Source organism: Streptococcus downei MFe28 (genome assembly GCF_900459175.1).
Classification (GTDB): domain Bacteria; phylum Bacillota; class Bacilli; order Lactobacillales; family Streptococcaceae; genus Streptococcus; species Streptococcus downei.
This window is the reverse complement of sequence record NZ_UHFA01000002.1, coordinates 906,113-928,601: the sequence shown is the minus strand read 5'-3', so window position 1 is coordinate 928,601 and position 22,489 is coordinate 906,113. Positions and strand designations below refer to the sequence as shown.

Below are 22,489 nucleotides of genomic sequence, written 5' to 3'. Positions count from 1 at the left end.
GTCTTGATGTCATTACTCCTTGCCTTGGCTAGATTGATTTTTATTGAGTAGTACTTTCCCAGACCATATTATACCAAAGGTTTCCACCGTGTTTGGAGTCTGAAGGGCCTTCATCACTGAAACCATTCATTTCGTAATAAGAAATAAGCTCCCCGTGACAGGTTAGACCGATGCCCTTACGCCCTTGGGCCAGGGCTAAATCTTTTAGGGCTGCTAAAAGGGCTGTACCGATTCCCTGTCCTGCAAATTTGGGTGCTACTGAAAGAGATTGAATTTGGATAAAGCCACCCCTTGCTGGATTTCTAGTAACATGTTCAAAGAGTTCGTCATTCAAGTAGCGCTCCTGACTGACAGTACCAACCAGATAGGCCACAATTCGGCCAGCAATTTCAGCCACTAGGAAGGTATCAGGGATTTCCTCGATTCTCTCTTTCATAGCCGCAAGACTGGCCGCCTCTTCCTGCGAAAAATTGACCTCTTCAATATCCATTATCTCCCCCAAATCCTGGGGGTTCACTTGTCTAATCAGCATAACTGTCTCCTAAATGAAAAACTGGGAGGTCCCAGTTTTTAGCATTAATTCTACTTATACTCTTCGAAAATCAAAACTACCCCACGGATAAAGTCACTCTATTATTTTTCATTAGAGTGACTACGAAAACTACGATTATAGTTTTCTATATCCCTGACTAATTTCATAAAAACTGTAACATTGACAGTTTTTACTCCATGTCGCGTCGTTAACTCACCTTGCCGTACTTACTGAGGAAAGCGAAGCTTTCCTTATTTCCAACCCCAAAAGGTCTATCAGACCTTTTGAGCCACCTGCAGTTCGTGCGATGCGGAGCAAAGTTGGTCGATTTCACCAACTTTGTGAGGTTAGTAAGGGAGCTAGGCAATCACTATAGAGATTGCCGTTTGGGAGTAAGACAGAAGGAATTTGACAGATGTCAAAACCCTTCGTCACCTCACACCTTTTTATTTTAAGGTGTCGGCTAAGACAGTCCACCGGACTGTCTTACTACCCCAGCAAGGGTGACTAGCTGTCTGCTGTGCCACAAAGTGGCGCAAAGATAGCAGGCACCTACTGCGACATCAGTTGCTTTAGTGACTTGAAGTCATTGCTCCTTTCCTTGGCCAATTTCGATTTTCGTTGAGTATTATTGTGTATTGCTAGCTAGACTAGCAACTAATTCCTCAAAGGAACGCTCGTAAAGCTGGATATCACCAGCTCCCATAAAGACATAGACCGCATTGTCATGATCAAGCAGAGGAGAAACATTTTCAACTGTCACAACCCTAGCAGGCTTTTTAATCTTAGCAGCGAGGTCCTCAACCTTAACCTGACCATTATCTCGCTCGCGAGCTGACCCATAAATTTGTGCCAGATAAACGCTGTCGGCCTCGTTGAGAGCCAAGGCAAATTCATCCAAGAGGGCAATGGTACGCGTGAAGGTGTGGGGCTGGAAGATAGCCACAATTTCCTTGGAAGGATACTTCTGACGGGCCGCATCCAGAGTGGCAACAATTTCTGTAGGATGATGGGCAAAATCATCAATGATAACGGTATCGTTGACGATTTTTTCTGTAAAACGACGTTTAACACCATTAAAGGTCTTGAGGTGTTCAGTCACCAAATCCATGTTGAAACCAGCAATATAGAGATTGGCAATAACGGCTGTTGCATTCAAAATGTTATGGCGACCAAAGGCTGGAACATGGAAGTTGCCTAAAACCTCTCCATCATGCTTAACCTTGAAGTCTGAACCATGTGTAGTTCGGACAATGTCATAAGCCACAAAGTCATCATTTTCTTCAAAGCCATAATAATAAATTGGCGCTGAACTAGTGATTTTTCGCAGATAGGGGTCTTCCCCATAAACAAAGAGACCTTTTTGTACCTGTTTAGCATAGTCATTGAAGGCCGAGAAGACATCATCAATAGAAGTAAAATAATCCGGGTGGTCAAAATCGACATTGGTAATGATGGAATAGGCCGGATGGTAGGGCATGAAGTGGCGTTCATATTCATCAGCTTCAAAGACAAAGTATTGGCTGTTTTTTGACCCACGCCCTGTCCCATCACCAATCAAGAAAGAGGTATCGGTGATATTACGTAAAACATGGGATAAAAGGCCTGTGGTTGAGGTCTTACCGTGGGCCCCAGCGACTCCCAGGCTAATAAATTGATTCATAAATTCACCAAGGAATTCATGATAGCGTTTGAAAGCCAAACCATTTTGGATGGCGTAGGCCACCTCTACATTATTATCTTCACGAAAGGCATTTCCAGCAATGAGCTCAACATCAGCAGTAATATTTTTGGCATCAAAAGGTAAAATCTTGATGCCTGCCTGCTCCAGCCCCCTTTGGGTAAAATAATACTTGTCAACATCTGAGCCCTGAACCTGATAGCCCATTTGATGCAACATCAGGGCTAGGGCACTCATTCCTGAGCCTTTAATTCCAATAAAATGATAGGTTTTTGACATGGTTTCTCCTTAAAAATAAGAGGGGCACCAGACCGAGCGCTTAAGCTAGCCTAGATAACCCCAGTTTGTCTACGCCTTTTAAGGCAAGCATAAAATTTCAAATAAATTAAGAGGCAAAAGCTCCCATTGTCAGTTGGTAGCTGACAAGTAGCCGTCACTCATCATCTACCATCAGGTTTAATTCCTTGGCTAGTTGATGGGTTCTTTGCTGTCTTATCTCGTCTTGATTATAGATTTGCGAGCGTTTTAAAAAGTCATAATTATTTTTCTTAACCCTTTGCTGGCTTGGATTGCTAGGCTCCTTATAAACCTTTGGCAACTCAGCCAAAATATAATGATCCTGATGCAAATTCTTACTGAAGCGGGCCAGTTCATTGCCTGGTAGGTCCTCACTAGAATTAGCCGTCTTGCCATTAAAGAAGAGGGTTGGCTTGGCAGGGGTCGACATGATTTGTGACTGACTAATCTTTTCCCGACGCTGGAAATTTGTCTTACTTTGGATTTTAGCTTCTTTACTGATAAAGGACTGACGCTTGCGCTTCAAGTCTTGACGGGCCTCTTCCCTAGCCAATTCCGCATAAGTTTTTCCAGCCCTAAGGGCATTGTCTTGAGCTAAATAAGATGACGAGCCAAGATTAGCAGCTGTTTCCAAATCATTGACTTGATTCAAATAAGGCTTGTCATGGTAGTCCCCATGAATGTTATTGATTAAATCCTCATTATCATAAAGTTGCATTTGCGGTGCTGCTGCTATTACTGTTTCATCGTCTCCAACCAGTGGAAACTGTCGTTTCTTTCTAGCCATAGGTCTATCTTCCCCCAATTTATTCGAGCCTGACTCTAACATTTCTATTATACCCTAAATAGGTGGCATGTCAAAATCTTATTGGCCATTCAAGCCCAAGATTTCCTTAATGTCCTCAATGGTCATATTGGCACGGCTCTCATTACCGTCAAGAACCGTCGTTACTAGATTTCGCTTGGAATCCTGCAGTTCTAAGATTTTCTCTTCAATAGTCCCCCTAGTAATCAGGCGATAAACCTCAACACTTTCCTTTTGTCCTAGTCGGTGGGCCCGACTGATGGCCTGCATTTCTACTGCTGGGTTCCACCAAAGGTCAATCAGGATAACCGTATCTGCCCCTGTCAGGTTAAGACCGACTCCCCCTGCCTTGAGGGAGACCAGAAAAACATCCTTACTACCATTATTAAAGGCCTTGGTCATCTCCTGTCTGGTCTCAGCCGGGGTTGAGCCAGTAATCTTATAACTGGTCATTCCCAGTTGGGCTACTAGGTCTTCAGCTATATCCAACATCTGACGAAATTGCGAGAAAATTAAGGTTCGATGGCCGCTTTCTTGAATCTGGCTCAACAATTGATGCAGGCTATCAATTTTACCACTACTTCCTCCATAGTCCATAAAGAGAGCTGGGGTATCACAAATTTGTCGCAAGCGAGTTATGCCAGACAATATTTGAATTTTTTGACGGTTAAGCTCGGCATCACTCGACTGGCGCACGCTATCTTGAATCTGACGAAGCTGGGCTAGATAGATGGCCTTTTGCTTATCATCCAATTCATTGTAGTAGGTGGTCTCTGTCAGTTCAGGAAGCTCTGGCAGAACATCCTCCTTCTTTCGCCGCATGATGAAGGGTTTAATATATTGGGCAACCTGATTAGCCTCTAGCTTAGTGAATTCCTTTTTCCCCGGCAGGAGGCCTGGGAGGACGATTTGAAAGATGGACCAGATTTCCAACAATTTATTTTCTATAGGAGTCCCTGACAGGGCGAAACAATTCCCGACTTCAAACTCTCTCAGGTATTGGGCAATCTTGGTCTGGGTGTTCTTCATCACCTGGGCCTCATCAAGAATCAAATAATCATAATGGCCAGCTTGATAACTATCGAAATCTTGACGAAAGGAAGCATAAGAGGTAATGGTTATTTGGTGCTCCTCAGCAATCAAGGCCAGACGATCCTGCTTATGACCATAGGAAACCACCACATCCAGACTGGGAGCAAATTTACTAAATTCATCCTTCCAATTATAAATCAGACTGGAGGGAGATAAAATCAAAACCTTAGACCTCTTGGTTAATTTACCAGTCAAAAAGGCAATGGTCTGCAGGGTCTTTCCCAGTCCCATATCATCTGCTAAAATCCCACCGAAGCCATACTTATCCAACATGGAGAGCCATTTTATTCCAGTTAGCTGATAGTCTCGTAGATTGGCTTGGACGAAAAGTTCTGGAAGTTCAAATGCTTCGGGGTGGCGTAAATCATCAGCCAGGCCCTGAAATTCCTGAGAAAAGTTAACCCGTGAAGAATCTCCAAAGAGCTCAGAGACTTGGAAGGCTGCTAAATTGTCCAGCTGGAGATGGCCATTTTCTAAAGACTTGGCCCGTAATTTTTTCAGAGCCCGACTAATTTTTTGGGTCTCTTCATCAAAGACAACTAACTTGCCCTGTTCACTAATGTAATAGGCATCATTTTTAAAGAGGGCCTTGAGGGCTTGATTAATATCCCCTTCGTAGATAGAGGAAAAGTCAAAGGACACATCCAGAAGCCCTTCATTTCTAGCTACCTTAATCTGAGGGCGCTCATATGTCCTCAAGTCGTCTAAATCTTGGCTGAGATGGACCTGGCCCAAACGCTCTAAGTGGGGAAGTGTTTCTGTGAAGAAACTATAAAGTTCTTGACCATGAAGAGGCAGGTGGCGGGCAGAAAAATGACCCATAAAGCCTTCCTTGGCCAGAACTTGAGCAAGGCGTTCTTCTCGCTTAAAGTTGCTAGTGAAGGGAAGGTCTTGGAGTTCCTCCTTATTTTTGACCAAAAGTCCATCGTAATCATAGACCAGATTTAAGAGTATTTCCTGATTTTGCGACAAGGACAAATTAAAAATGGGGCGAAAATCCTTAATCGCAAAGGATTTGGGTGCCTCGACGCGGCCAATCTCAGAAAAATCCAAGAGGCTAGCTGCTAATTTGCCCTGATCCTCAAGGTTGAAATGAACGTGTTTCTTTAAATCTTGGTCAATCATCAGGCTTCTAATGGCCTTGACCAATTTTCTTTGCTTGTCGCTGAGATGGTAAAAGGTCTGCCGCAAAAGTAGATAGGTCTGATCAAAGTAGGACTGACTAGCCTTTTCGGAAATGACCAACTCTAGAGATTGGCGGTGGACAAGGACCTTGAAATCAAAGAGCCCATCTTCTCCCGTCAGTTCCTTAAAATAGATTTCCTTATAGTCATTGTTGCCAAGACTTAGATGAAAATCATAGAGCCCCTGCATCAGCTGAATGCCCTCTTCAAAGAATCCCCTAGGCAATTGCAAGTTGCGACCGCGATTGGGGAGAAGAAATTCTATATGGGCCAGGTCTTCATCTGGAATCAAACGCCAGAGAAAGTCTAGAAATTCCTGACTGGCCTCATCAAATTGCAAGTAGGAGATGGACTCAAAGTAGTTCTTGCCGATTTGGTAGGCCTCTTCTCGCTTGAGAATCTGTAGGAAATTCTTAATATCACGAATAATATAGGAGCGCTCGTCGGGCAGGCGGTTAATATGCAGGGTCCACCAGATAGCAGAGGAATACAAATTCTGCTCACCCGAAACCGACAGCCGGTACTTGAGACTGTCATCCTCATTAACTGCTAGGCCATCCAAAAAGAGGCTACCGAAGGAATGTAGCTTTTCCTGCTGTTTTTGCCCAGCCTCCTCATTCTCCAGCTGCTCAACCAAGTCTTTTCCAGCTGGATCATTTTTCAGATAGAATTCAACTGCCGCCAAGTGGGGACAGTAATTCTTTTGGGCAAACATGGGACAAGAACAGCTGACCTGATCATCATCAAAGGAAAACTGGATGTCAACGCCATCCACCCTAGCCTTAATAATCTTGTCAACACTTGATAAAATCGTGATTTTCCCGGCTTGTGATAGGGCAATCCCCTCATTACGAACCCGGCCTGGAATCAATCTCGCCATAATTTTCCATGTCCAATCTAAATTAACTTATCCTCACATTATAGCAAAATGAGAGGGCATTTTCAGAAAAAATAGTTTCCTTTCAAGACTTGTGCTATACTGAAGGAAAAGGAGGAACTTCCCATGTCTATTATCATTCGCAATACCAAGAAAACTGACCTGTCGCAACTCCTAGCTATCTATGCTCCCTATATTGAAAAAACAGCTATCAGCTTTGAGTACGAGGTGCCAAGTTTACAGGAATTTGAGCAACGCTGGCAAGGCATCGTCCAAACTTATCCCTACCTAGTCCTTGAACAGGAGGGGCAGATTCTGGGTTACGCCTACGCCTCTGCCTTCCATCCTCGTGAAGCCTATCAATGGTTAGCAGAAGTCTCCATCTATCTAGCACCTCAGGCTCAGGGCAAGGGACTGGGAAAGCTCTTCTATCAAAAGTTAGAGGCCTGCCTCAAGGCCCAAGGGGTATTGAGCGCTCTAGCCTGTATCGCCACAACCGACCAGCCTAATGACTACCTAAGCAATAATAGCTTTGACTTCCACAAGCATCTGGGATTTAGAGAAGTCGGCCATTTTAAAAAATCCGGCTATAAATTTGGACACTGGTATGATATGAAATGGCTAGAAAAGGACTTAGACGAGAAAAAGAAAAAGGTCCAGCCAATTAAAGCTTTTAAGGAGACTGAACTTTTTAAGGACTATGAAGTCATAAACTCTTGATTTTCGAAATGTATAAAAATCCACCCCATTTTGAGTCGCTCTCTGTCAAGTTGACGGGGAGTGATTCAAAACGGGGTGGATTTTAAGTTATTTCCGCTTTCTGGCAATCAGGTGAATGGGGGTTCCTTCAAAGACGAAGGCTTCCCGAATCTGATTTTCCAAGAAACGTAGGTAAGAAAAGTGCATGAGTTCTTCTTCATTAACAAAGATAACGAAGGTTGGTGGCTTAACCGCAACCTGGGTGGCATAGAAAATCTTCAACCGTCTTCCCTTATCGGTAGGGGTCGGATTGATGGCCACCGCATCCATGATTACATCATTGAGGACGCTGGAAGGTATTCTGGTGTTTTGACTCTGGCTAATGCGCTTAATCAGTTCAGGCAACTTGTGCAACCTTTGCTTGGTCTGGGCTGAGACGAAGACGATTGGTGCATAGCTGAGGAATTGGAAATTATCACGGATATCTTCTTCCCACTTGCTAGTCGTGTGGTTATCCTTCTTGATGGTATCCCATTTGTTGACCACGATAACGATACCCTTGCCTGCCTCATGGGCAAAGCCAGCAATCCGCTTGTCGTAGTCTCGGATACCTTCCTCAGCATTGATAACCATGAGGACCACATCCGAGCGGTCAATAGCCCGCATAGAGCGCATAATCGAGTACTTCTCGGTGTTTTCATACACCTTACCAGATTTCCGCATACCTGCGGTGTCAATCATGGTATACTCCTGCCCTTCTTCATCAACAAAGTCGGTATCAATGGCATCCCGAGTTGTCCCCGCTACTGGGCTGGCAATAACTCGGTCCTCACCCAGCAGGGCATTGATGAGACTGGACTTGCCGACATTGGGGCGACCAATCAGACTAAACTTGATGATATCTGGATTGTCATCATCTTCTTGTTTCGGTAGATTTTCAACAATAGCATCAAGGACATCTCCCGTGCCAATCCCGTGAGTTGAAGAAACAGGATAGGGATCCCCCAGGCCTAGGGCGTAGAAATCATAGATGTCATTGCGCATCTCAGGATTATCAACCTTATTAACGGCGAGGATAACAGGCTTGTGCGTCCGGTAGAGGATTTTAGCCACGTATTCATCTGCGTCTGTCACGCCTTCCTTACCAGAAACGACAAAGACGATGACATCACTTTCTGTCATGGCAATATCTGCCTGGTGCTTAATTTGTTCCATAAAGGGGGCATCTACATCATCAATACCACCCGTATCAATCAGCGAGAACTGGCGGTTGAGCCACTCTGCCTTGGTATAAATACGATCACGAGTCACACCCTCCACATCTTCAACAATGGAGATGCGCTCTCCCGCAATCCGATTAAAAAGGGTCGATTTCCCAACATTAGGACGACCCACAATAGCCACAGTAGGTAAGGCCATTTGTTTTCCTTTCTTTTTTTGTCTAAGGTAAAGTTGGTTACTTGCCTTGACTCTGCCAAACTATTTTTTCTTACGAAAAGCTAAATAATAAAATAAAATTGGAACCCCAACTCGTGCAAGCACCTGCCCCCAAACAAAGGCAGGATCCCCTCCCACAAGGGGTCTGGTTAGATTAAGTAGGGTAAAAATAATGGCTAGAATTAAGCAGAGTATTCGGCCAAAACTCATAGATAGTCTCTTAACAACTTATTGTTACTAATAGCAGATCGCGAGCGAACAGATCTTTTCTTGATGACTTGACTGAAAGTCAGAACTAGCGCCGATTTTCACCTAAGAGGTGGACATCCTCGGCTAGGTAACGGATTCTTTCCATAACTCGTTTGGCCTGCCAAGATTCATCAGCCCCCTTAATGTTACCAAACTTAGCTTCCAAATTAGCTAGGCTATAGTTAGAGGTAAAGAAGGTTGGTAGTTCTTCTAGCATCCGATGTTGCAGGATAACCTGGAGGATTTCGTCTCGAACCCAAGATGTGGTCTGCTCAGCGCCAATATCATCTAAAATGAGGACTGGCACAGACTTGACAGCATCAATTTCTTCCTTGACCTTGCCCGAATTGATAGCATTTTTAATATCAATGACAAAGCTGGGATAGTGAAGCATGGTGGTCTCGACAGCCTTCTTCTCTGATAATTCATGAGCCATGGCTGCCAGCATAAAGGACTTGCCAATGCCCATATCCCCATATAGGTATAAGCCCTTTTGATTTGGGCTGGGATATTGGTCAACAAAATTCACTAGATACTGGAAAACCTGGGACCGCGAACCTGTGATATCCACCTCTTGAAAGCTGATATTTTTATAGGATTTAGGGAGGCTGACCACATGGATCCGATCTTCAATAGCTTTTTGCGCTTGAGCCTGTTTGAGGGCCTTGGTTTCCTTGTAGGAGACATCGGCATAGCCCTCATTCATAATCAAAATTGGCTCGTAACCCTTGGCCAAATAACTAGAGTCGTCCGTTTGAAATTTCTGGCGCTCAAGCAGGTATTGGTTGAATTTGGGCAAGCTGCGTTTGATTTCTGCCTGACTCAGCTGATGGTCTGAAATAAAACTGGCCACCGCCTGGTCCGCCATAATCCGATTGGTCAGATCATCTAGGTTAACCCGACTTGCATGTCCCGTCCGATTTAAGGCTTGTCCAATACTTTCCATCTAGTCACCTCCTCTTTCCAATTTACTCAGCATTTGTTTCTTCAGTTCATCCAGTCTGGCTTGTTCTTCAGGGCTGGTCTCTTCCTTATAGTTTGGATTAGACCAATCCGGCACACTAGAACTGGTCTGCTTGGCTTGTTCTCGCCTCTTCCCCTTAGAATAGGCTTGGCTATGCTGGCTGAGCACCCTCAGAGCGGCCTCCGCACTAGTTGCCTTGCTGGAAGAGACGATATTTGCCAAACTCATCATGGCATTTCGTCCCAAGGTTGCCGACTGGTTGCATTTGAAATAATAGACCACCATGATATTGATGACCTCGTCAAGGAAGTCCATTTCTACCAAATCCGCTAAAATCTTCTTTTCCTTGGCGGTCGTCGTCACCGCTCCCAAACCTGTCTTGACCTTAGCCAAGAAAGTTTCTGGAGTAGACTGCTTGGCCTCACGGATAATGACCCCTTCTTCCCTACTAAAGTCCTCAGCATCTGCCTCTTGCGGTTGCTGGAGCTTGACAAGCATGCGCTTAGGGAGAATCTTATGATGGCTAGCAGTCTCTTTAGCCAATTGATAGGCATCAAACCAGGTCAACTGGAACTTCTCGCAAAGATTATTGAGGGCAATGACATCCTGCTTTTCATGGCCAAAATAAAGGCCATCCAGGGTCATCCGTTGTTTGAAGCTCTCAAGATCAAAATTGGTTTTACTTTGTAGCGGTTGCAGGTCCACCTCACCCTTATCTGAAAAGACTTGAGAAAATTTCTTAGAGAGATTGCGAAGCTGACTGAGATCTGCCATCTCTAGATCGGCCACAGCAACATCGCCAATATGACTTTCCAAGAGGCGACGATAGACAGGATTAGCTAGAAAAGTTTGAGGACTCAAGGGCTCTCTCAGCTCAATCACGTAGTGGGACAAATCCTGATAGAAAGCGACCAGGTCGATGCCGGTTAGAATGGCTAGCGCCTCCTCAAAACGAGGTAAGTCAAAAAGGGTATGGTTAAGAATTTCCGCAAACTTGTGCTTCTTTTGTCCACCATCATAAAAACTAGTCAGATACTGGTAGACCACTACAGCATCGCTACCGACAATGGGAAGGTAGAGCCTGATTAAATTGGTCATGTCCTTGCTGACCTGATTATTCTTCACATAGGAAAAATCATCAATTGGTTTCATCGTTTACCCTATTTTCCTTGTTTTTACTGCGGACGCGATTGGTAATTTGTTGTAGCAGGTTTTCAATTTCATCGACATCCTTGAAGGAGCGATAGACACTAGCAAAACGGACATAGGTAATTTCATCCAAATCGGCCAATTCATCCATGACCAGATTGCCAATGACCTCGCTTGTGACTTCGGAATCGTACTCACTACGAATTTTCTGCTCAATCCGACTGATGACATTTTCAATATCCGTACTAGAAACTGGCCGCTTCTGAGCACTCTGGATAATCCCATTGAGAATCTTGTCACGAGAGAACTGTTCCCTAGTCCCATCCTTCTTCACAACCAAGAGGGGCACTTCTTCAATACGCTCAAAGGTCGTGAAACGAGCGCCGCAGTTGTCGCATTCACGACGGCGGCGAATGGTATTGCCATCTTCGGCCTGACGACTGTCAATAACGCTGGATTTATTATTATTACATCTTGGACAACGCATAGAAACACCCCAATTCTATCATAATTTAGTAATACTTTATTTTACCATACTTTTAGCTATAAAAAAAGGATTGACTCCCCCTGTCAAACCTTGTCTTATCCCTAGCCCCAAGCTGTTTGTTCTTCCATTCCCAGCCTATTTTTGCCCTAATGCTCACGAATCACATAGCCCAGACCTCGTACGGTCTGGATATAAGATTCTTGGCCAGGAATATCAATTTTCCCACGGAGGTAGCGGACATAAACGTCCACAACATTGGTCTCAATGGTACCATCGCTATAACTCCAGACATAATCCAATAATTCTTCTCGCGTCATTACCGTATTGATGTGGCGTAAAAGCGTTGATAGCAGGGCAAATTCCCTTTTCGTCAGGGCAATGGACTCTCCCTTACGGATAACCGAGCGATTGGCCTCATCTAAAATGAGATCCTGATAGGTCGTCCGACTGGATGAGGGCTTGCGCCTTTTCAAATCCTTACGTTGGAAGGTCTCATCAACCTTATCAAGCAGTTCTTCCACCGCAAAGGGCTTAATCAAATAATCATCAGCCAACTTATCTGTCTTGGGTAGAATTTCTGCAACATCTTCACGGTCAACCATCAAGACGACTGGTACCGATTTTTGCTTTTGTAGCTCTTGCATCAATTCCAAACCACCCTTGTCTGGTAGTTTCAAATCAATAAAGATAAGTTCAAAGTCCTTCTCCAAGGCTGTTTTTAGTCCTGATTCTCCATCTTGACTAACGAGTGCCTGATAACCCTTTTCTTGTAGTTTTAAGGACACTAACCGTGATAAACTTTTTTCGCCTTCAATTAATAGAATGCGCTTTGCCATTTCATTACCTCCACATTTTTTGAAAGAAGCTCATCATCCTATACTTCTTCCAGTTTCTTTCTATTCCTCGTCAAATAATCCATTCAGACTGGCAAAAGGATTATTGGCTGCCTGCTTTTCTTCCTGTAGGGCCTGATACTGAGATTCGGTCATAACTGACCAATCATGTCCTGATGGTAAGCTATCATCGACCTTCTCAGCTGCCGTCAATACTTGTAGCGGAATATTCAGCAAAATATTATCCACAACACTCTCTTGCAAATCGATAGTATCGTCCGCTAAGACTAAGACCAATTGTTCATCCACCAAGTCCTTTTTAGCTTCTACCTGGCTAGCTTCAATGAAGACCTCCGATACAAAGGTTCTTTGGTCAAGCTCAACAGGGGCCATGGAACGACTGGAAGGCAGGGTTAAAAGATAGGACAAATCATAATTGAGAAGGAAAAGCCCCTCTTCATAACCGACCAGTCCCTTAGCTCGGACACTCTTTATATCTATAATTTCGGGATTACGATTGATAAGAGCCTCTTTCACATCCAGCTCTTGGTCGAAATGTATACCTTCGGGATTCTTTTTTAAGTCCGCAATATTAAACATAGGTCTCCTTAATCCTAAGTTCTTGAGCTTTAACCTAGGAAAATAAAATACTAACTTAGAACATCAGCTCATGCGACTTGGCTGGGCTCTATGGTGACTAACTCGCTAATTATTCTATATTTCATGGTTGATTTTATTTTCTAAAATCATTAGAAAAACCAGTCTGCCATCGGCCTTGGCCAAGGAACTTGACTAGGTTCTCTTAGAAAATCAATTGTTATTAATATAACAGAAATAGTTTTCATTCTCTTTACAAGAAAACAAAAATCGCCCAACAGAAATGGGCGATTAAGCTTATCGTATTCTTCCAACCCTGGACGATTAGGCTGACTAAGCAGACTCCAGACGGGCAATTCGGTCTGCAATTGGTGGATGGGTAAAGAAGAGAGCCTTCATGCCACCCTTCTTCTGGGGGTCATTGATATAAAGAGCCGCACTAGCATCATCAACATGCTGCTGCATGGGTTGCGATTGATCCAGCCTCCTCAAGGCATTGATGAGCCCCTGCGGATTTCTGGTCAATTCTACCGAACTGGCATCAGCCAGGTATTCGCGTTGACGAGAAATGGCCAACTGGACCAGACTAGCAGCCAAGGGAGCCAAAATTAGGGCCACCAAGGAAAAGATGAGTAAAATGACTCCTAGGCCTCCACTATCGCGATCATTGGAGCGACGACTACGGCCACCGCCCCACCACATCATGCGACCACCAATGCTAGAAATCAAGGTAACAGCAGAAGCTAGGGCTACTGCTATCGTTGAAATCCGAATATCATAGTTGCGAATGTGGCTGATTTCGTGACCAATAACCCCCTCTAATTCTTCACGATTAAGAACCGCCAGAATACCAGAGGTAGCAGCAACAGCCGCATTCTCTGGAGAAGAGCCCGTTGCAAAGGCATTGAGGGATGGATCGTCGACAACGAAGACTCTCGGCATGGGTACTTGGGCTACCATAGCCATGTCTTCGACAACATGGTAGTAATCGGGATAGTCCTGCTCCGTGACCTCACGAGCATTATTCATGGACATAACCACATTAGTGGATTGAAAAATCATGGAAAAGGCATAGATGATCCCGATAATTAGGGCAATGATAGCCCCAGCCAACAGGCTATCCAACCAGAGGTAGCCGACGGCTGCCCCAATCACTCCTAGGAGGGTGAAAAAGAGAGCCAGCAAGACATAGGTCCGTCGCTTATTTGAAGCAATCTGTTGATACAACATAGGCTATCCTTAGAAATTAAAGTCAACCTTTGAAACAGCCTTTTCACTTTCAGCTGTTTCCAAAAATTGAGCCGGCTTAAAGCCAAAGATTCCAGCCACAAGATTGCTTGGGAAAACTTGCAACTTGGCATTGTAATTACCAGTTGTGCTGTTATAGAGCTGACGAGAATAAGAAATCTTATTTTCAGTATTAGTCAACTCCTCCTGCAATTTCACAAAGCTGGCATTGGCTTTCAAATCTGGATAGTTTTCAGCCACCGCAAAGATTCCTGAGACCTGCTTGGTCAAAGCATCGCTGGCCTGCATGGTTTCGGCAGGTGATTTTGCTTGAGCGACCTGTGCCCGCAGTTCTGAAATCTTGGTCAAGGTTTTTTCTTCATAGGCTGCATAGCCCTTAACCGTTTCAATCAGGTTAGGAATCAAGTCATTCCGACGCTTGAGTTGCACATCAATTTGACTCCAAGCTTCCTGAGTCTGCATCCGCAGACGCACCAAGCCATTGTAGCTAACAATGACCAAAAGTACTAAGATTGCCACAAGGGCAAGAATAATCCAAGGCATAAATTGTCCTCCCAATAAAAAGTTAAGTAGGTAAACTCTAAATGAGTCTCCTAAAGGAAAAAGTTTTTTCTAGTTTCTCCTATTATAGCAGAAAGCAGAGAAAAGTCATCTAAGACCTCAGTCTAGTTTTTGCCCTAAACTAAAAAGTACGAGCCAGATAAGTCAAAACCAATGAACCTGATACTCTTTGAAAAACAAAATTAGCATTTGGGATATTTTCTAACCTAGCAAGTTTATCAGCCATTTCAATCCCTGATAAACTACGGTAAGCGCTATGGCGACTTACCTAGCTAGCTTACTAACTCCATTTTCAAAATAAGATCGATTTTGAAAATTCCATGTCGTTAAGTAGTGCGGACGCAAGCAACCTCCTCCGGAGTTTCATTGCTAATTTTTGAGCCTAAGGTCTCAAAATTTCCGTTATTCGTAACAGCGCAACTGTTACGAATAATACCACAAGGGCGAAAGTATCCCAATTTGTCTATTCTGTTTACATAAACTGAGATTAGAACAGTGGATATTCTTTGTAATAACTGCTATTTTTGAATTTAAATGAGTATGATTTGGCAGAAGCAGCAACAAGAGAACATTAAGATAGGGCGCTAGATTTTAGGGATGAGATAAACAAGTATCCCAAAGAGAACGTAGTCTGAACAGGCTTTGGAATTAAGAATTCCTGACGATTTTAATCGGTTCGCTATAAGGACAAGCTACTTATACGCCATTAACATCAAGGTCTCTTTTTGACATTTGTTGCCTATAAGTCAGCCGCTTTGATCAGGTCTTAACTCTCAAAACCATCTATCTGGCTCATCTAATAAGCATCATCCTTTGTCAAGTAATCGCCCACATGCCCCTTACAAGGAGTCTAAGAAAACTACTTGTCCCTCTTGGTAAAAACGTGATAGAATAGAGCTATTAAAAAATTGAGGATAAAACATGACGCCCCAGGAATTTTATCAGCTTCTGGCCCAAGAGGGCTTTGAACTTTCTGACAAACAAAAGCAAGATTTTGAAAGCTATTTTAGACTCTTGGTCGATTGGAACCAGAAGATTAATTTAACCGCTATTACCGATAAGGACGAGGTCTACCTCAAACACTTCTACGATTCCGTCGCACCAGTCTTACAAGGTCTAATCAGCAACAATACTATCAAGCTTCTCGACATCGGTGCTGGGGCTGGCTTTCCTAGTCTTCCTATGAAGATTCTATGTCCCCAACTTGAGGTCACCATTATTGATTCCCTTAAGAAGCGCATCAATTTCCTCGAGCAAGTCGCTAAAGAGCTAGGGATGACAGGGGTTCACTTCTACCACGGTCGGGCTGAAGACTTAGGCCAAGACAAGGCCTTCCGGGCTAACTACGACCTTGTCACAGCTAGGGCCGTGGCAAGAATGCAGGTTCTTTCAGAATTAACTATTCCCTTCCTGAAAGTTGGTGCTCGTCTCTTGGCTCTCAAGGCCGCAGCAGCGGATAAAGAGTTAAGCCAGGCACAAACCGCCTTGAAACTTTTATTTGCCAAGGTCATCGAAAACAGAAGCTATCAATTGCCCAATGGTGACCAGAGAAGCCTTACCATCGTTGAGAAGAAAAAGGAAACTCCTAACAAGTACCCCCGTCGGGCTGGACTTCCTAACAAGAAACCACTTTAATCGGAGATTAGATCGCCCATGTTATCCTTTGTAAAAAATCTATCTATCGCTCAACGTATTAGTGGGAGCTTTATCTCAGTCATCTTGATAGGCAGTCTGCTTCTCTCACTTCCTATCATGCACTACAGCAATGCTCCTGCCACCACTTATTTTGATCACCTCTTTAACACGGTATCCATGGTTTGCGTGACAGGACTCTCGGTTTTTTCTGTTGGGGCTGTCTATAATGGTCTCGGTCAGTTCATTGTCATGTGCCTCATGCAAATTGGTGGTTTGGGCTTGGTTAGCCTGATTTCCATCAGTTATTACAGCATCAATCGGCGCATGTCCCTCAAGCAACAAGAAATTCTCCAATCCTCCATCGGTAATAACTCCATCGCCGATTTGAAGCACTATCTCTTTCGTATATACAAAATCACCTTTGCCATCGAATTGCTGGTTGCCCTCATCCTGATGACGGATTTTATTCCTAGATTTGGTTGGTCAAATGGGATTTTTAATAGCTTCTTTTTAGCTGTTTCAGCCTTTTGTAATGCAGGTTTTGACAATTTGGGGAATAACAGCCTCATCAACTACAAGCTCAATTGGACGGTTAACCTAGCTGTTGCCTTTTCGATTATCTCAGGGGGACTGGGTTTTCGAAATCTCATGGCCATCATTGACTTGTGCAAGGACTGGTTGCAGCAGAGTCCTCATAAAATAAATCTACTTAAAAGAAAACTCACCGTCCAAACGCGACTGGTCCTGACGACAACTGCCCTGATTTTGCTAATTGGAACCTGCAGCGCGTGGATTCTTGAATTTAAAAACCCCAATACAATTGGTCGATTAAATATCTTCCACCAGGGTCTGGTCAGCTTTTTTCAAACCGTCACTATGCGGACGGCAGGCTTTGCTACGATTGATTACACCAAGGCTGGAAACTCGGTTAATTTTATCTTCATGATTCAGATGCTAATTGGGGGCGCTCCTGGCGGTACGGCCGGCGGTCTCAAGCTTATTGTCGCAGCCATTACCTTCTTAATTTTCCGGGCAGAATTCCGAGGTGAAAGGCGGGTTAGTGTCTATCATCGGATGATTCCAACCCAACTGATTAAGCGAACCTTTACCATCCTAGTTTTCTTCTTCACCATCTTGGTCATTGGCTATATTGGCCTCCTAGAATTTGAACCGACTATTTCCCCCTTTCGATTGCTCTTTGAGGCTTGCAGTGCCCTAGCAACAGTTGGGGTCTCTATGGATGTCACCACCCATTTGACCACCGGTGGGAGAATCATTATTATGGCCCTCATGTTCTTTGGCCGTGTCGGACCAATTACAGTCTTACTTAGTCTGCGGCAACGCTCGAAGAAAACAATTGATTATGCAAGAACTGACCTAACCTTAGGTTAAAGAGAAAGGAAAATTATGTCAGAAAAAATTATTGGTGTCCTAGGATTGGGAATTTTCGGAACCACTTTGGCTGAAAAGCTGGCTAAGTTTGGTGAGGAAGTTATCGCCATTGACAACAAACCCAACCATGTACAAGACATTGCCGATTCCGTCAGCAAGGCTATTCTTGGGGATATTACCAATATCGAGACCCTCAAGGAGGCTGGAATTGATCAGTGCCAGCAAGTCATCATCGCTACTGGGAACAATCTGGAAAGTTCGGTTTTAGCGATTATGCACTGTAAAAAACTTGGCGTCCCCTATATTGCTGCCAAGGCCAAAAATGCGACCTTCGAGGAAGTTCTCTACGAAATCGGAGCCAACCGTGTTATCTCCCCCGAACGCGAATCGGGACGTAGCCTGGCATCAACCTTGATGAGACACCGAATTCACAACATCTTCTACTTGGAAGAAGGTGTTTCCATTATTGAATTCGAATTGCCAGAAAGCTGGCAGGGAAAAGAATTGAATAAATTAAAACTTCGGGATAAGTATGACCTCAACGTCATTGGTTATCGGCTGAGAAAAAACGCCTCTTTAACCACGGATATTCAGTACAATACTATCTTCCCTGAGCAGGCCACCATCGTTGCCGTCGCCAGCTCAGATACCTTTGAAAAGTACGACTACCTCAACTATTTGAAATAAAAAGATGAACAGCACTAAAGTAGCCCCGACCTTTTCTGGTCAAGGCTACTTTTTATATTTTACAACTTTCTTGTCTTCCTTTAAACGATTGACTAGGCCCAGGGATTATAAAAGCGTCCCTGATTTAACAAGATTAAGCCGATGCTAATCAATAAAATAATTAGGGCTATAGCTAAGACCAAGTAGTCCTTTCCCCTTGCAGGTTGAGCCTGATACCAGGTTCTTTTTTTATACTTGCCAAAACGGCGCAATTCCATGGCAGTCGCTATGGTATCAATTCGCTCAAGGGAACCAAAAATCAAAGGAGTGACAATTTGTAGATTTCCCTTAATGCGACTGACTAAGCTAGCCTTCTTAGACAACTCCAGGCCCCTTGCCTCCTGGGATAACTTTATCATGCTAAATTCCTCTTGAACATCAGGAATATAGCGCAGGGTCAAACTAACCGAATAGGCCAATTTATAGGAAAGACCAATGCGATTGAGACTGGCAGCGAACTGGCTGGGATGGGTGGTCATCAAAAAAAGGATAGCCAAGGGAACAGTGCAGAAATACTTAAGTATCAGATTTAAAAGATAAAAGACTTCCTGACTAGTAATATAAAATCGTCCCCAACCAGCAAATAATAGTGTTTTAGTCCCATAAATCTCCTCTCCATAGGAGGGAGCAAAGAGGTAAACCATAAGCAGATTAAAGAGAGCAATCAAAAAGACAATCGTCATTGCAAAGGAGATATCCACCCACTTAATCTTAGCCCAGCGAAAGAGAATCACTGAACAAAGACTGAGTCCCAAAATAAAGCGAGTATCATAGCTAACCATGGCCGCAAGAGACACTAAAATGAAAAAAATCATCTTGCTACTACCAGAAAGTTGGTAGAGGAAGCCATGCCCTTGACGATAGCCGATAAATTTATTTGCCATTAGCAAGCTCCTCCTTTTTCTGACGGTAAAATTGACTGAGTGTCAGAGGGCTCACCCCCATTTTTTCAGCCAGCTGGAAGATACTGGTTTCCTTTAGGTTAGCCATCTCTAAGAGTTCCTTATCTGACAGTACCTCCATTGGGGATTTATCGGCCACAACTTTACCATCTACTAGGACTATACAACGGTCTGAGTAATCCAACATCAATTGCATGTCATGGGTAATCATGACAATGGTTTGCCCAGATTGATTGAGCTCATCGAGAAAGTTCATAATTTCTGTATAATGTTGCATATCTTGACCAGCCGTTGGCTCATCTAAGAGGATGATGTCTGGCTCTAAAACAAGGATAGAAGCAATGGTTACCCGCTTCTTCTGCCCATATGACAAAGCTGAGATGGGCCACTGTCGAAATTCATGGAGACCACAAGTTTTTAAAGTTGCCAAAACTTTTTCTTTTACCGCTTCTTCCTCCAAACCACGTAAGCGAAGCCCCTTGGCAACTTCGTCAAAAATCATGGTCTGACTAATCATTTGATTGGGGTTCTGGAGGACATAGCCAATGCGACTGGCCCTCTCCTTAATAGAATCCTCCGAAATGTCTTGATTTTGCCAAAATAGCTGACCATCTGCTTCGATAAACTTGGTCAGGGCCTTGGCTAGGGTAGACTTACCCGCCCCATTCTTACCAACAATAGCTATCCGTTCACCTTTTGATATTTCCAGGGAAATATCTTCCAAAATTGGCTTTTCTGGACTATAGCTAAAATTTAAATGGCTGACATTAAGTAAGGACTGCTTAGGCTGGAAAGAAGGAGTGGAAAGTTGCCCACTAAAGTCAATTCGGGGAAGATACAGGTTGGCCAAATCTGATAGAGGAGACAGGTCGGCGATTTCCAATCCAAGTTGACGTAAAACCGAGATATAGAGGGGTTCTCGGATACCATTCTGACTGAGTAAATTCGATGCTAAGAGCTGATCTGGGCTTCCATCAAAAAGAATACACCCATCATTGAGCAGAATAATCTTATCTACGGGCCGATATAGGACATCTTCCAAACGGTGCTCAATGATTAGCGTTGTAGCCCCAGCTTCTTTATGAAGCTGGTCAATAAGGGCAATAGTGTCCTGACCGGACTTAGGATCCAAGTTGGCCAAGGGTTCATCAAAGAGTAAAATCGGACTTTCATCAATCAAGACCCCAGCTAGACTGACTCTTTGTTTCTGACCTCCAGATAAATCCTGCGGTCGGTGATTTAAGAGCTCTAAGAGATCTAGCTTATCAGCCCAGTTATGAACGGTCTTAACCATTTCTTCCTGTGGCTCGCAGTCATTTTCCAAGGCAAATGCCAAATCTTCCGCAACGGACAAACCAATGAACTGGCCATCCGTATCCTGCAGGACTGTACTGACCAAGTGAGATTTGTCATAGATGGACAAATCAAAGGCCGACTGACCATTGATTAGTAGGTCGCCCTGACACTCCCCCTGAAAGGTATTGGGAATAATTCCATTAATTGTCTGGGCCAGAGTTGATTTGCCACAGCCCGATGGGCCGATAATCAAGACCTTCTGGCCTTTCTCAATCTTAAGATTAAGAGACTTTAGTGTTGGTTCCTTCTGTGCATCATATTTGAAGGAAAAATTTTTAAATTCAATAAATGGTTTCATTATTAATCTTTGGAGAGGCTAGACGATTGCACTTGGGTTTTAGCGTAAATACTCAATAAAATGGTACCCCCTATTGCAATGGTTAGCACATTAGCCGTTCCTGCTATAAACCCTTGGGCAAAGAGATAGGACCAAGCTTGCTTATACATCAGACGATCCCCCAGTGGGCAGATCAGCCCATAGGAAATATAAACTGTAATGATTTGCACCAGATTAAACCAAATCACTTGCTTAAGAGAAAATTTTCCCTTACTAACATCGTACAATTTTCGAAAAAGGCCAATTCCTAAACCAATTAGACCACTAGCCAGCACCCAGGCCCAAGAAATACTACCATACTGAATCCCATCTTTTAGGGCGTGTCCAATAAAGCCTATAAAAAAACCAGCTATAGGACCAAAAATAATGGAAAAGAGAGCCTGAACCGCATATTGTAATTGGACGCTGGTGTTCCCAAAAATTGGGATATTAATAAACATCCCGATGATAACGAAGAGAGCGGCTCCGATTCCCGTTGCGACAACAGTTTTAATAGAATTATTTTTTGTCATCCTTTTCTCCTTAATTTAAATTTTCTTAATTTCGATATGCCACTGAGGCCCGACTCCAACATTGTAAGCCTTGGCGAAGGAACCCTGATTAATTGCTAAGCCAACACGATAGAGGGAGTTAATATAGATAATCGGCTGTCCTATCCGTACATCGGCGAATGACCTGCCATAGGTAACCTGATTTTGATAGACCAGCATGTCATTATTGAAAATGGTGACTTCAAAACGTTCACCAAACTTAGGAGACAGAGCATTGAAGTCGTCATTTTTAATAGAAGTCCAAAGTGAACCAAACCTAACATCTAGGATATCAACTGCACCCCGAACCTGATTGTCCTCAATCTGGGTCTCTACAACCGGCAGTTCAATGATTTCCTCAACCGAAAGCTCTGGTCCAACCTCTTCAAAAGTAAGATGGCCAGAGGCCAACTTAGCACCCGTAAAAGCATAGATATCCCTGCCATGGAAGGTGTAGGAAAGTTCCGTATTTTCACGACGATTTTTCAGCTCAGAGATTTCACGAACAGCCTTAATACCGATATGCTTCTTAATGTAAGACAAGGTTCCATTATCTGGAGTAACGATATACTGATTCCTCTCAGTCAGGGCAACGACACTCTTGCGATCAGAACCAACCCCAGGATCAACCACAGAGACAAAGGTCGTCCCTTGTGGCCAGTACTCCACCGTTTGAAAGAGGCGATAGGAACCCTCAAAAATATTATAAGGAGTGATATCATGTGTTAGGTGGTGAATCTTCAGATTACTATCTTCCTGCAAAGCAACTCCGACCATGGCCGAAACGGCCCCATCAACAAGACCAAAATCCGACTGCAAGACTAATAAGTTATCGGCCATAGAAACCCTACTTTCATTCGTTTTGACCTTCATTATAGCATATTTGCCCCTTCTCCTAAGTTAGCTTTTTTCTATAACT

General features: G+C 43.7%; 20 protein-coding genes. 4 read left to right on the top strand and 16 right to left on the bottom strand.

What is annotated here, in order from left to right; all coding sequences use genetic code 11:
* Positions 1 to 40: 40 nt before the first annotated feature.
* The 4 genes from DYE66_RS04535 to DYE66_RS04520 all read right to left on the bottom strand — a co-directional run bounded on the left by DYE66_RS04535 (position 41) and on the right by DYE66_RS04520 (position 6,471).
* The gene (locus DYE66_RS04535) at positions 41 to 532 is read right to left on the bottom strand and encodes a GNAT family N-acetyltransferase (protein ID WP_002999976.1); all 492 of its coding nucleotides are present in this window, start codon (positions 530 to 532) and stop codon (positions 41 to 43) included.
* Positions 533 to 1,160: 628 nt separating this feature from the next.
* On the bottom strand, positions 1,161 to 2,492 hold the full coding sequence (gene murC / locus DYE66_RS04530; protein ID WP_003000055.1) for a UDP-N-acetylmuramate--L-alanine ligase: 1,332 nt from the start codon (positions 2,490 to 2,492) through the stop codon (positions 1,161 to 1,163).
* Between the two features lie 154 nt (positions 2,493 to 2,646).
* Positions 2,647 to 3,297, bottom strand: a complete 651-nt coding sequence (gene zapJ / locus DYE66_RS04525; protein ID WP_003000004.1) for a divisome accessory protein ZapJ — start codon at positions 3,295 to 3,297, stop codon at positions 2,647 to 2,649.
* 78 nt (positions 3,298 to 3,375) lie between these two features.
* Positions 3,376 to 6,471, bottom strand: a complete 3,096-nt coding sequence (locus DYE66_RS04520) for a pilus expression-regulating Snf2 family helicase (RefSeq protein WP_115324953.1) — start codon at positions 6,469 to 6,471, stop codon at positions 3,376 to 3,378.
* A gap of 123 nt (positions 6,472 to 6,594) precedes the next feature.
* Here DYE66_RS04520 and DYE66_RS04515 point away from each other — a divergent pair, with 123 nt between their 5' ends.
* Positions 6,595 to 7,188 (top strand): GNAT family N-acetyltransferase, encoded by a 594-nt coding sequence (locus DYE66_RS04515; RefSeq protein ID WP_003000778.1) that lies wholly within the window; start codon positions 6,595 to 6,597, stop codon positions 7,186 to 7,188.
* An 87-nt stretch (positions 7,189 to 7,275) separates the two neighbouring features.
* Here the strand turns inward: DYE66_RS04515 and der are convergent, their stop codons facing one another.
* The 8 genes from der to DYE66_RS04475 all read right to left on the bottom strand — a co-directional run bounded on the left by der (position 7,276) and on the right by DYE66_RS04475 (position 14,674).
* The gene (der, locus tag DYE66_RS04510; RefSeq protein WP_003001128.1) at positions 7,276 to 8,586 is read right to left on the bottom strand and encodes a ribosome biogenesis GTPase Der; all 1,311 of its coding nucleotides are present in this window, start codon (positions 8,584 to 8,586) and stop codon (positions 7,276 to 7,278) included.
* A 313-nt stretch (positions 8,587 to 8,899) separates the two neighbouring features.
* Entirely contained in the window at positions 8,900 to 9,799 is a 900-nt protein-coding gene (gene dnaI / locus DYE66_RS04505) for a primosomal protein DnaI (RefSeq protein ID WP_004219413.1), read from the bottom strand.
* Positions 9,800 to 10,969, bottom strand: coding sequence for a replication initiation and membrane attachment family protein (locus tag DYE66_RS04500; protein WP_115324952.1), 1,170 nt, complete (start codon positions 10,967 to 10,969; stop codon positions 9,800 to 9,802).
* Positions 10,956 to 11,453: a transcriptional regulator NrdR gene (nrdR, locus tag DYE66_RS04495; RefSeq protein ID WP_003000863.1), complete on the bottom strand. Its 498-nt coding sequence runs from the start codon at positions 11,451 to 11,453 to the stop codon at positions 10,956 to 10,958. Before nrdR ends, DYE66_RS04500 begins: the two co-directional genes overlap by 14 nt.
* A 146-nt stretch (positions 11,454 to 11,599) precedes the next feature.
* Positions 11,600 to 12,289 (bottom strand): response regulator transcription factor, encoded by a 690-nt coding sequence (locus DYE66_RS04490; RefSeq protein WP_003001150.1) that lies wholly within the window; start codon positions 12,287 to 12,289, stop codon positions 11,600 to 11,602.
* Positions 12,290 to 12,349: 60 nt separating this feature from the next.
* On the bottom strand, positions 12,350 to 12,886 hold the full coding sequence (locus tag DYE66_RS04485) for a YceD family protein (RefSeq protein WP_003001185.1): 537 nt from the start codon (positions 12,884 to 12,886) through the stop codon (positions 12,350 to 12,352).
* A gap of 330 nt (positions 12,887 to 13,216) precedes the next feature.
* Positions 13,217 to 14,113 (bottom strand): zinc metalloprotease HtpX, encoded by an 897-nt coding sequence (gene htpX, locus DYE66_RS04480; RefSeq protein WP_003000923.1) that lies wholly within the window; start codon positions 14,111 to 14,113, stop codon positions 13,217 to 13,219.
* A gap of 9 nt (positions 14,114 to 14,122) precedes the next feature.
* On the bottom strand, positions 14,123 to 14,674 hold the full coding sequence (locus DYE66_RS04475; protein WP_004219418.1) for a LemA family protein: 552 nt from the start codon (positions 14,672 to 14,674) through the stop codon (positions 14,123 to 14,125).
* 939 nt (positions 14,675 to 15,613) lie between these two features.
* Between DYE66_RS04475 and rsmG the strand changes: the two genes are divergently transcribed.
* The 3 genes from rsmG to DYE66_RS04455 are packed head-to-tail and all read left to right on the top strand — an operon-like array spanning position 15,614 to position 18,406.
* Entirely contained in the window at positions 15,614 to 16,327 is a 714-nt protein-coding gene (rsmG, locus tag DYE66_RS04465) for a 16S rRNA (guanine(527)-N(7))-methyltransferase RsmG (protein WP_003001049.1), read from the top strand.
* Between the two features lie 18 nt (positions 16,328 to 16,345).
* A complete protein-coding gene (locus DYE66_RS04460; protein WP_003001029.1) occupies positions 16,346 to 17,719 on the top strand; it encodes a TrkH family potassium uptake protein in 1,374 nt (457 codons plus the stop codon).
* 15 nt (positions 17,720 to 17,734) lie between these two features.
* Entirely contained in the window at positions 17,735 to 18,406 is a 672-nt protein-coding gene (locus DYE66_RS04455; RefSeq protein ID WP_004219360.1) for a potassium channel family protein, read from the top strand.
* A 92-nt stretch (positions 18,407 to 18,498) separates the two neighbouring features.
* Here DYE66_RS04455 and DYE66_RS04450 read toward each other — a convergent pair whose 3' ends face one another.
* Genes DYE66_RS04450 through DYE66_RS04435 form a run of 4 tightly spaced genes read right to left on the bottom strand, consistent with a single transcriptional unit; the run spans position 18,499 to position 22,410 of the window.
* Complete coding sequence (locus DYE66_RS04450; RefSeq protein WP_003001166.1) at positions 18,499 to 19,329, bottom strand: energy-coupling factor transporter transmembrane component T family protein; 831 nt, start codon at positions 19,327 to 19,329, stop codon at positions 18,499 to 18,501.
* Positions 19,319 to 21,001: an ABC transporter ATP-binding protein gene (locus DYE66_RS04445; RefSeq protein ID WP_003000869.1), complete on the bottom strand. Its 1,683-nt coding sequence runs from the start codon at positions 20,999 to 21,001 to the stop codon at positions 19,319 to 19,321. Before DYE66_RS04445 ends, DYE66_RS04450 begins: the two co-directional genes overlap by 11 nt.
* Before the next feature lie 2 nt (positions 21,002 to 21,003).
* Complete coding sequence (locus tag DYE66_RS04440) at positions 21,004 to 21,552, bottom strand: ECF-type riboflavin transporter substrate-binding protein (RefSeq protein WP_004219406.1); 549 nt, start codon at positions 21,550 to 21,552, stop codon at positions 21,004 to 21,006.
* A 15-nt stretch (positions 21,553 to 21,567) separates the two neighbouring features.
* A complete protein-coding gene (locus tag DYE66_RS04435) occupies positions 21,568 to 22,410 on the bottom strand; it encodes an SAM hydrolase/SAM-dependent halogenase family protein (RefSeq protein WP_003001216.1) in 843 nt (280 codons plus the stop codon).
* Between the last annotated feature and the right edge of the window lie 79 nt (positions 22,411 to 22,489).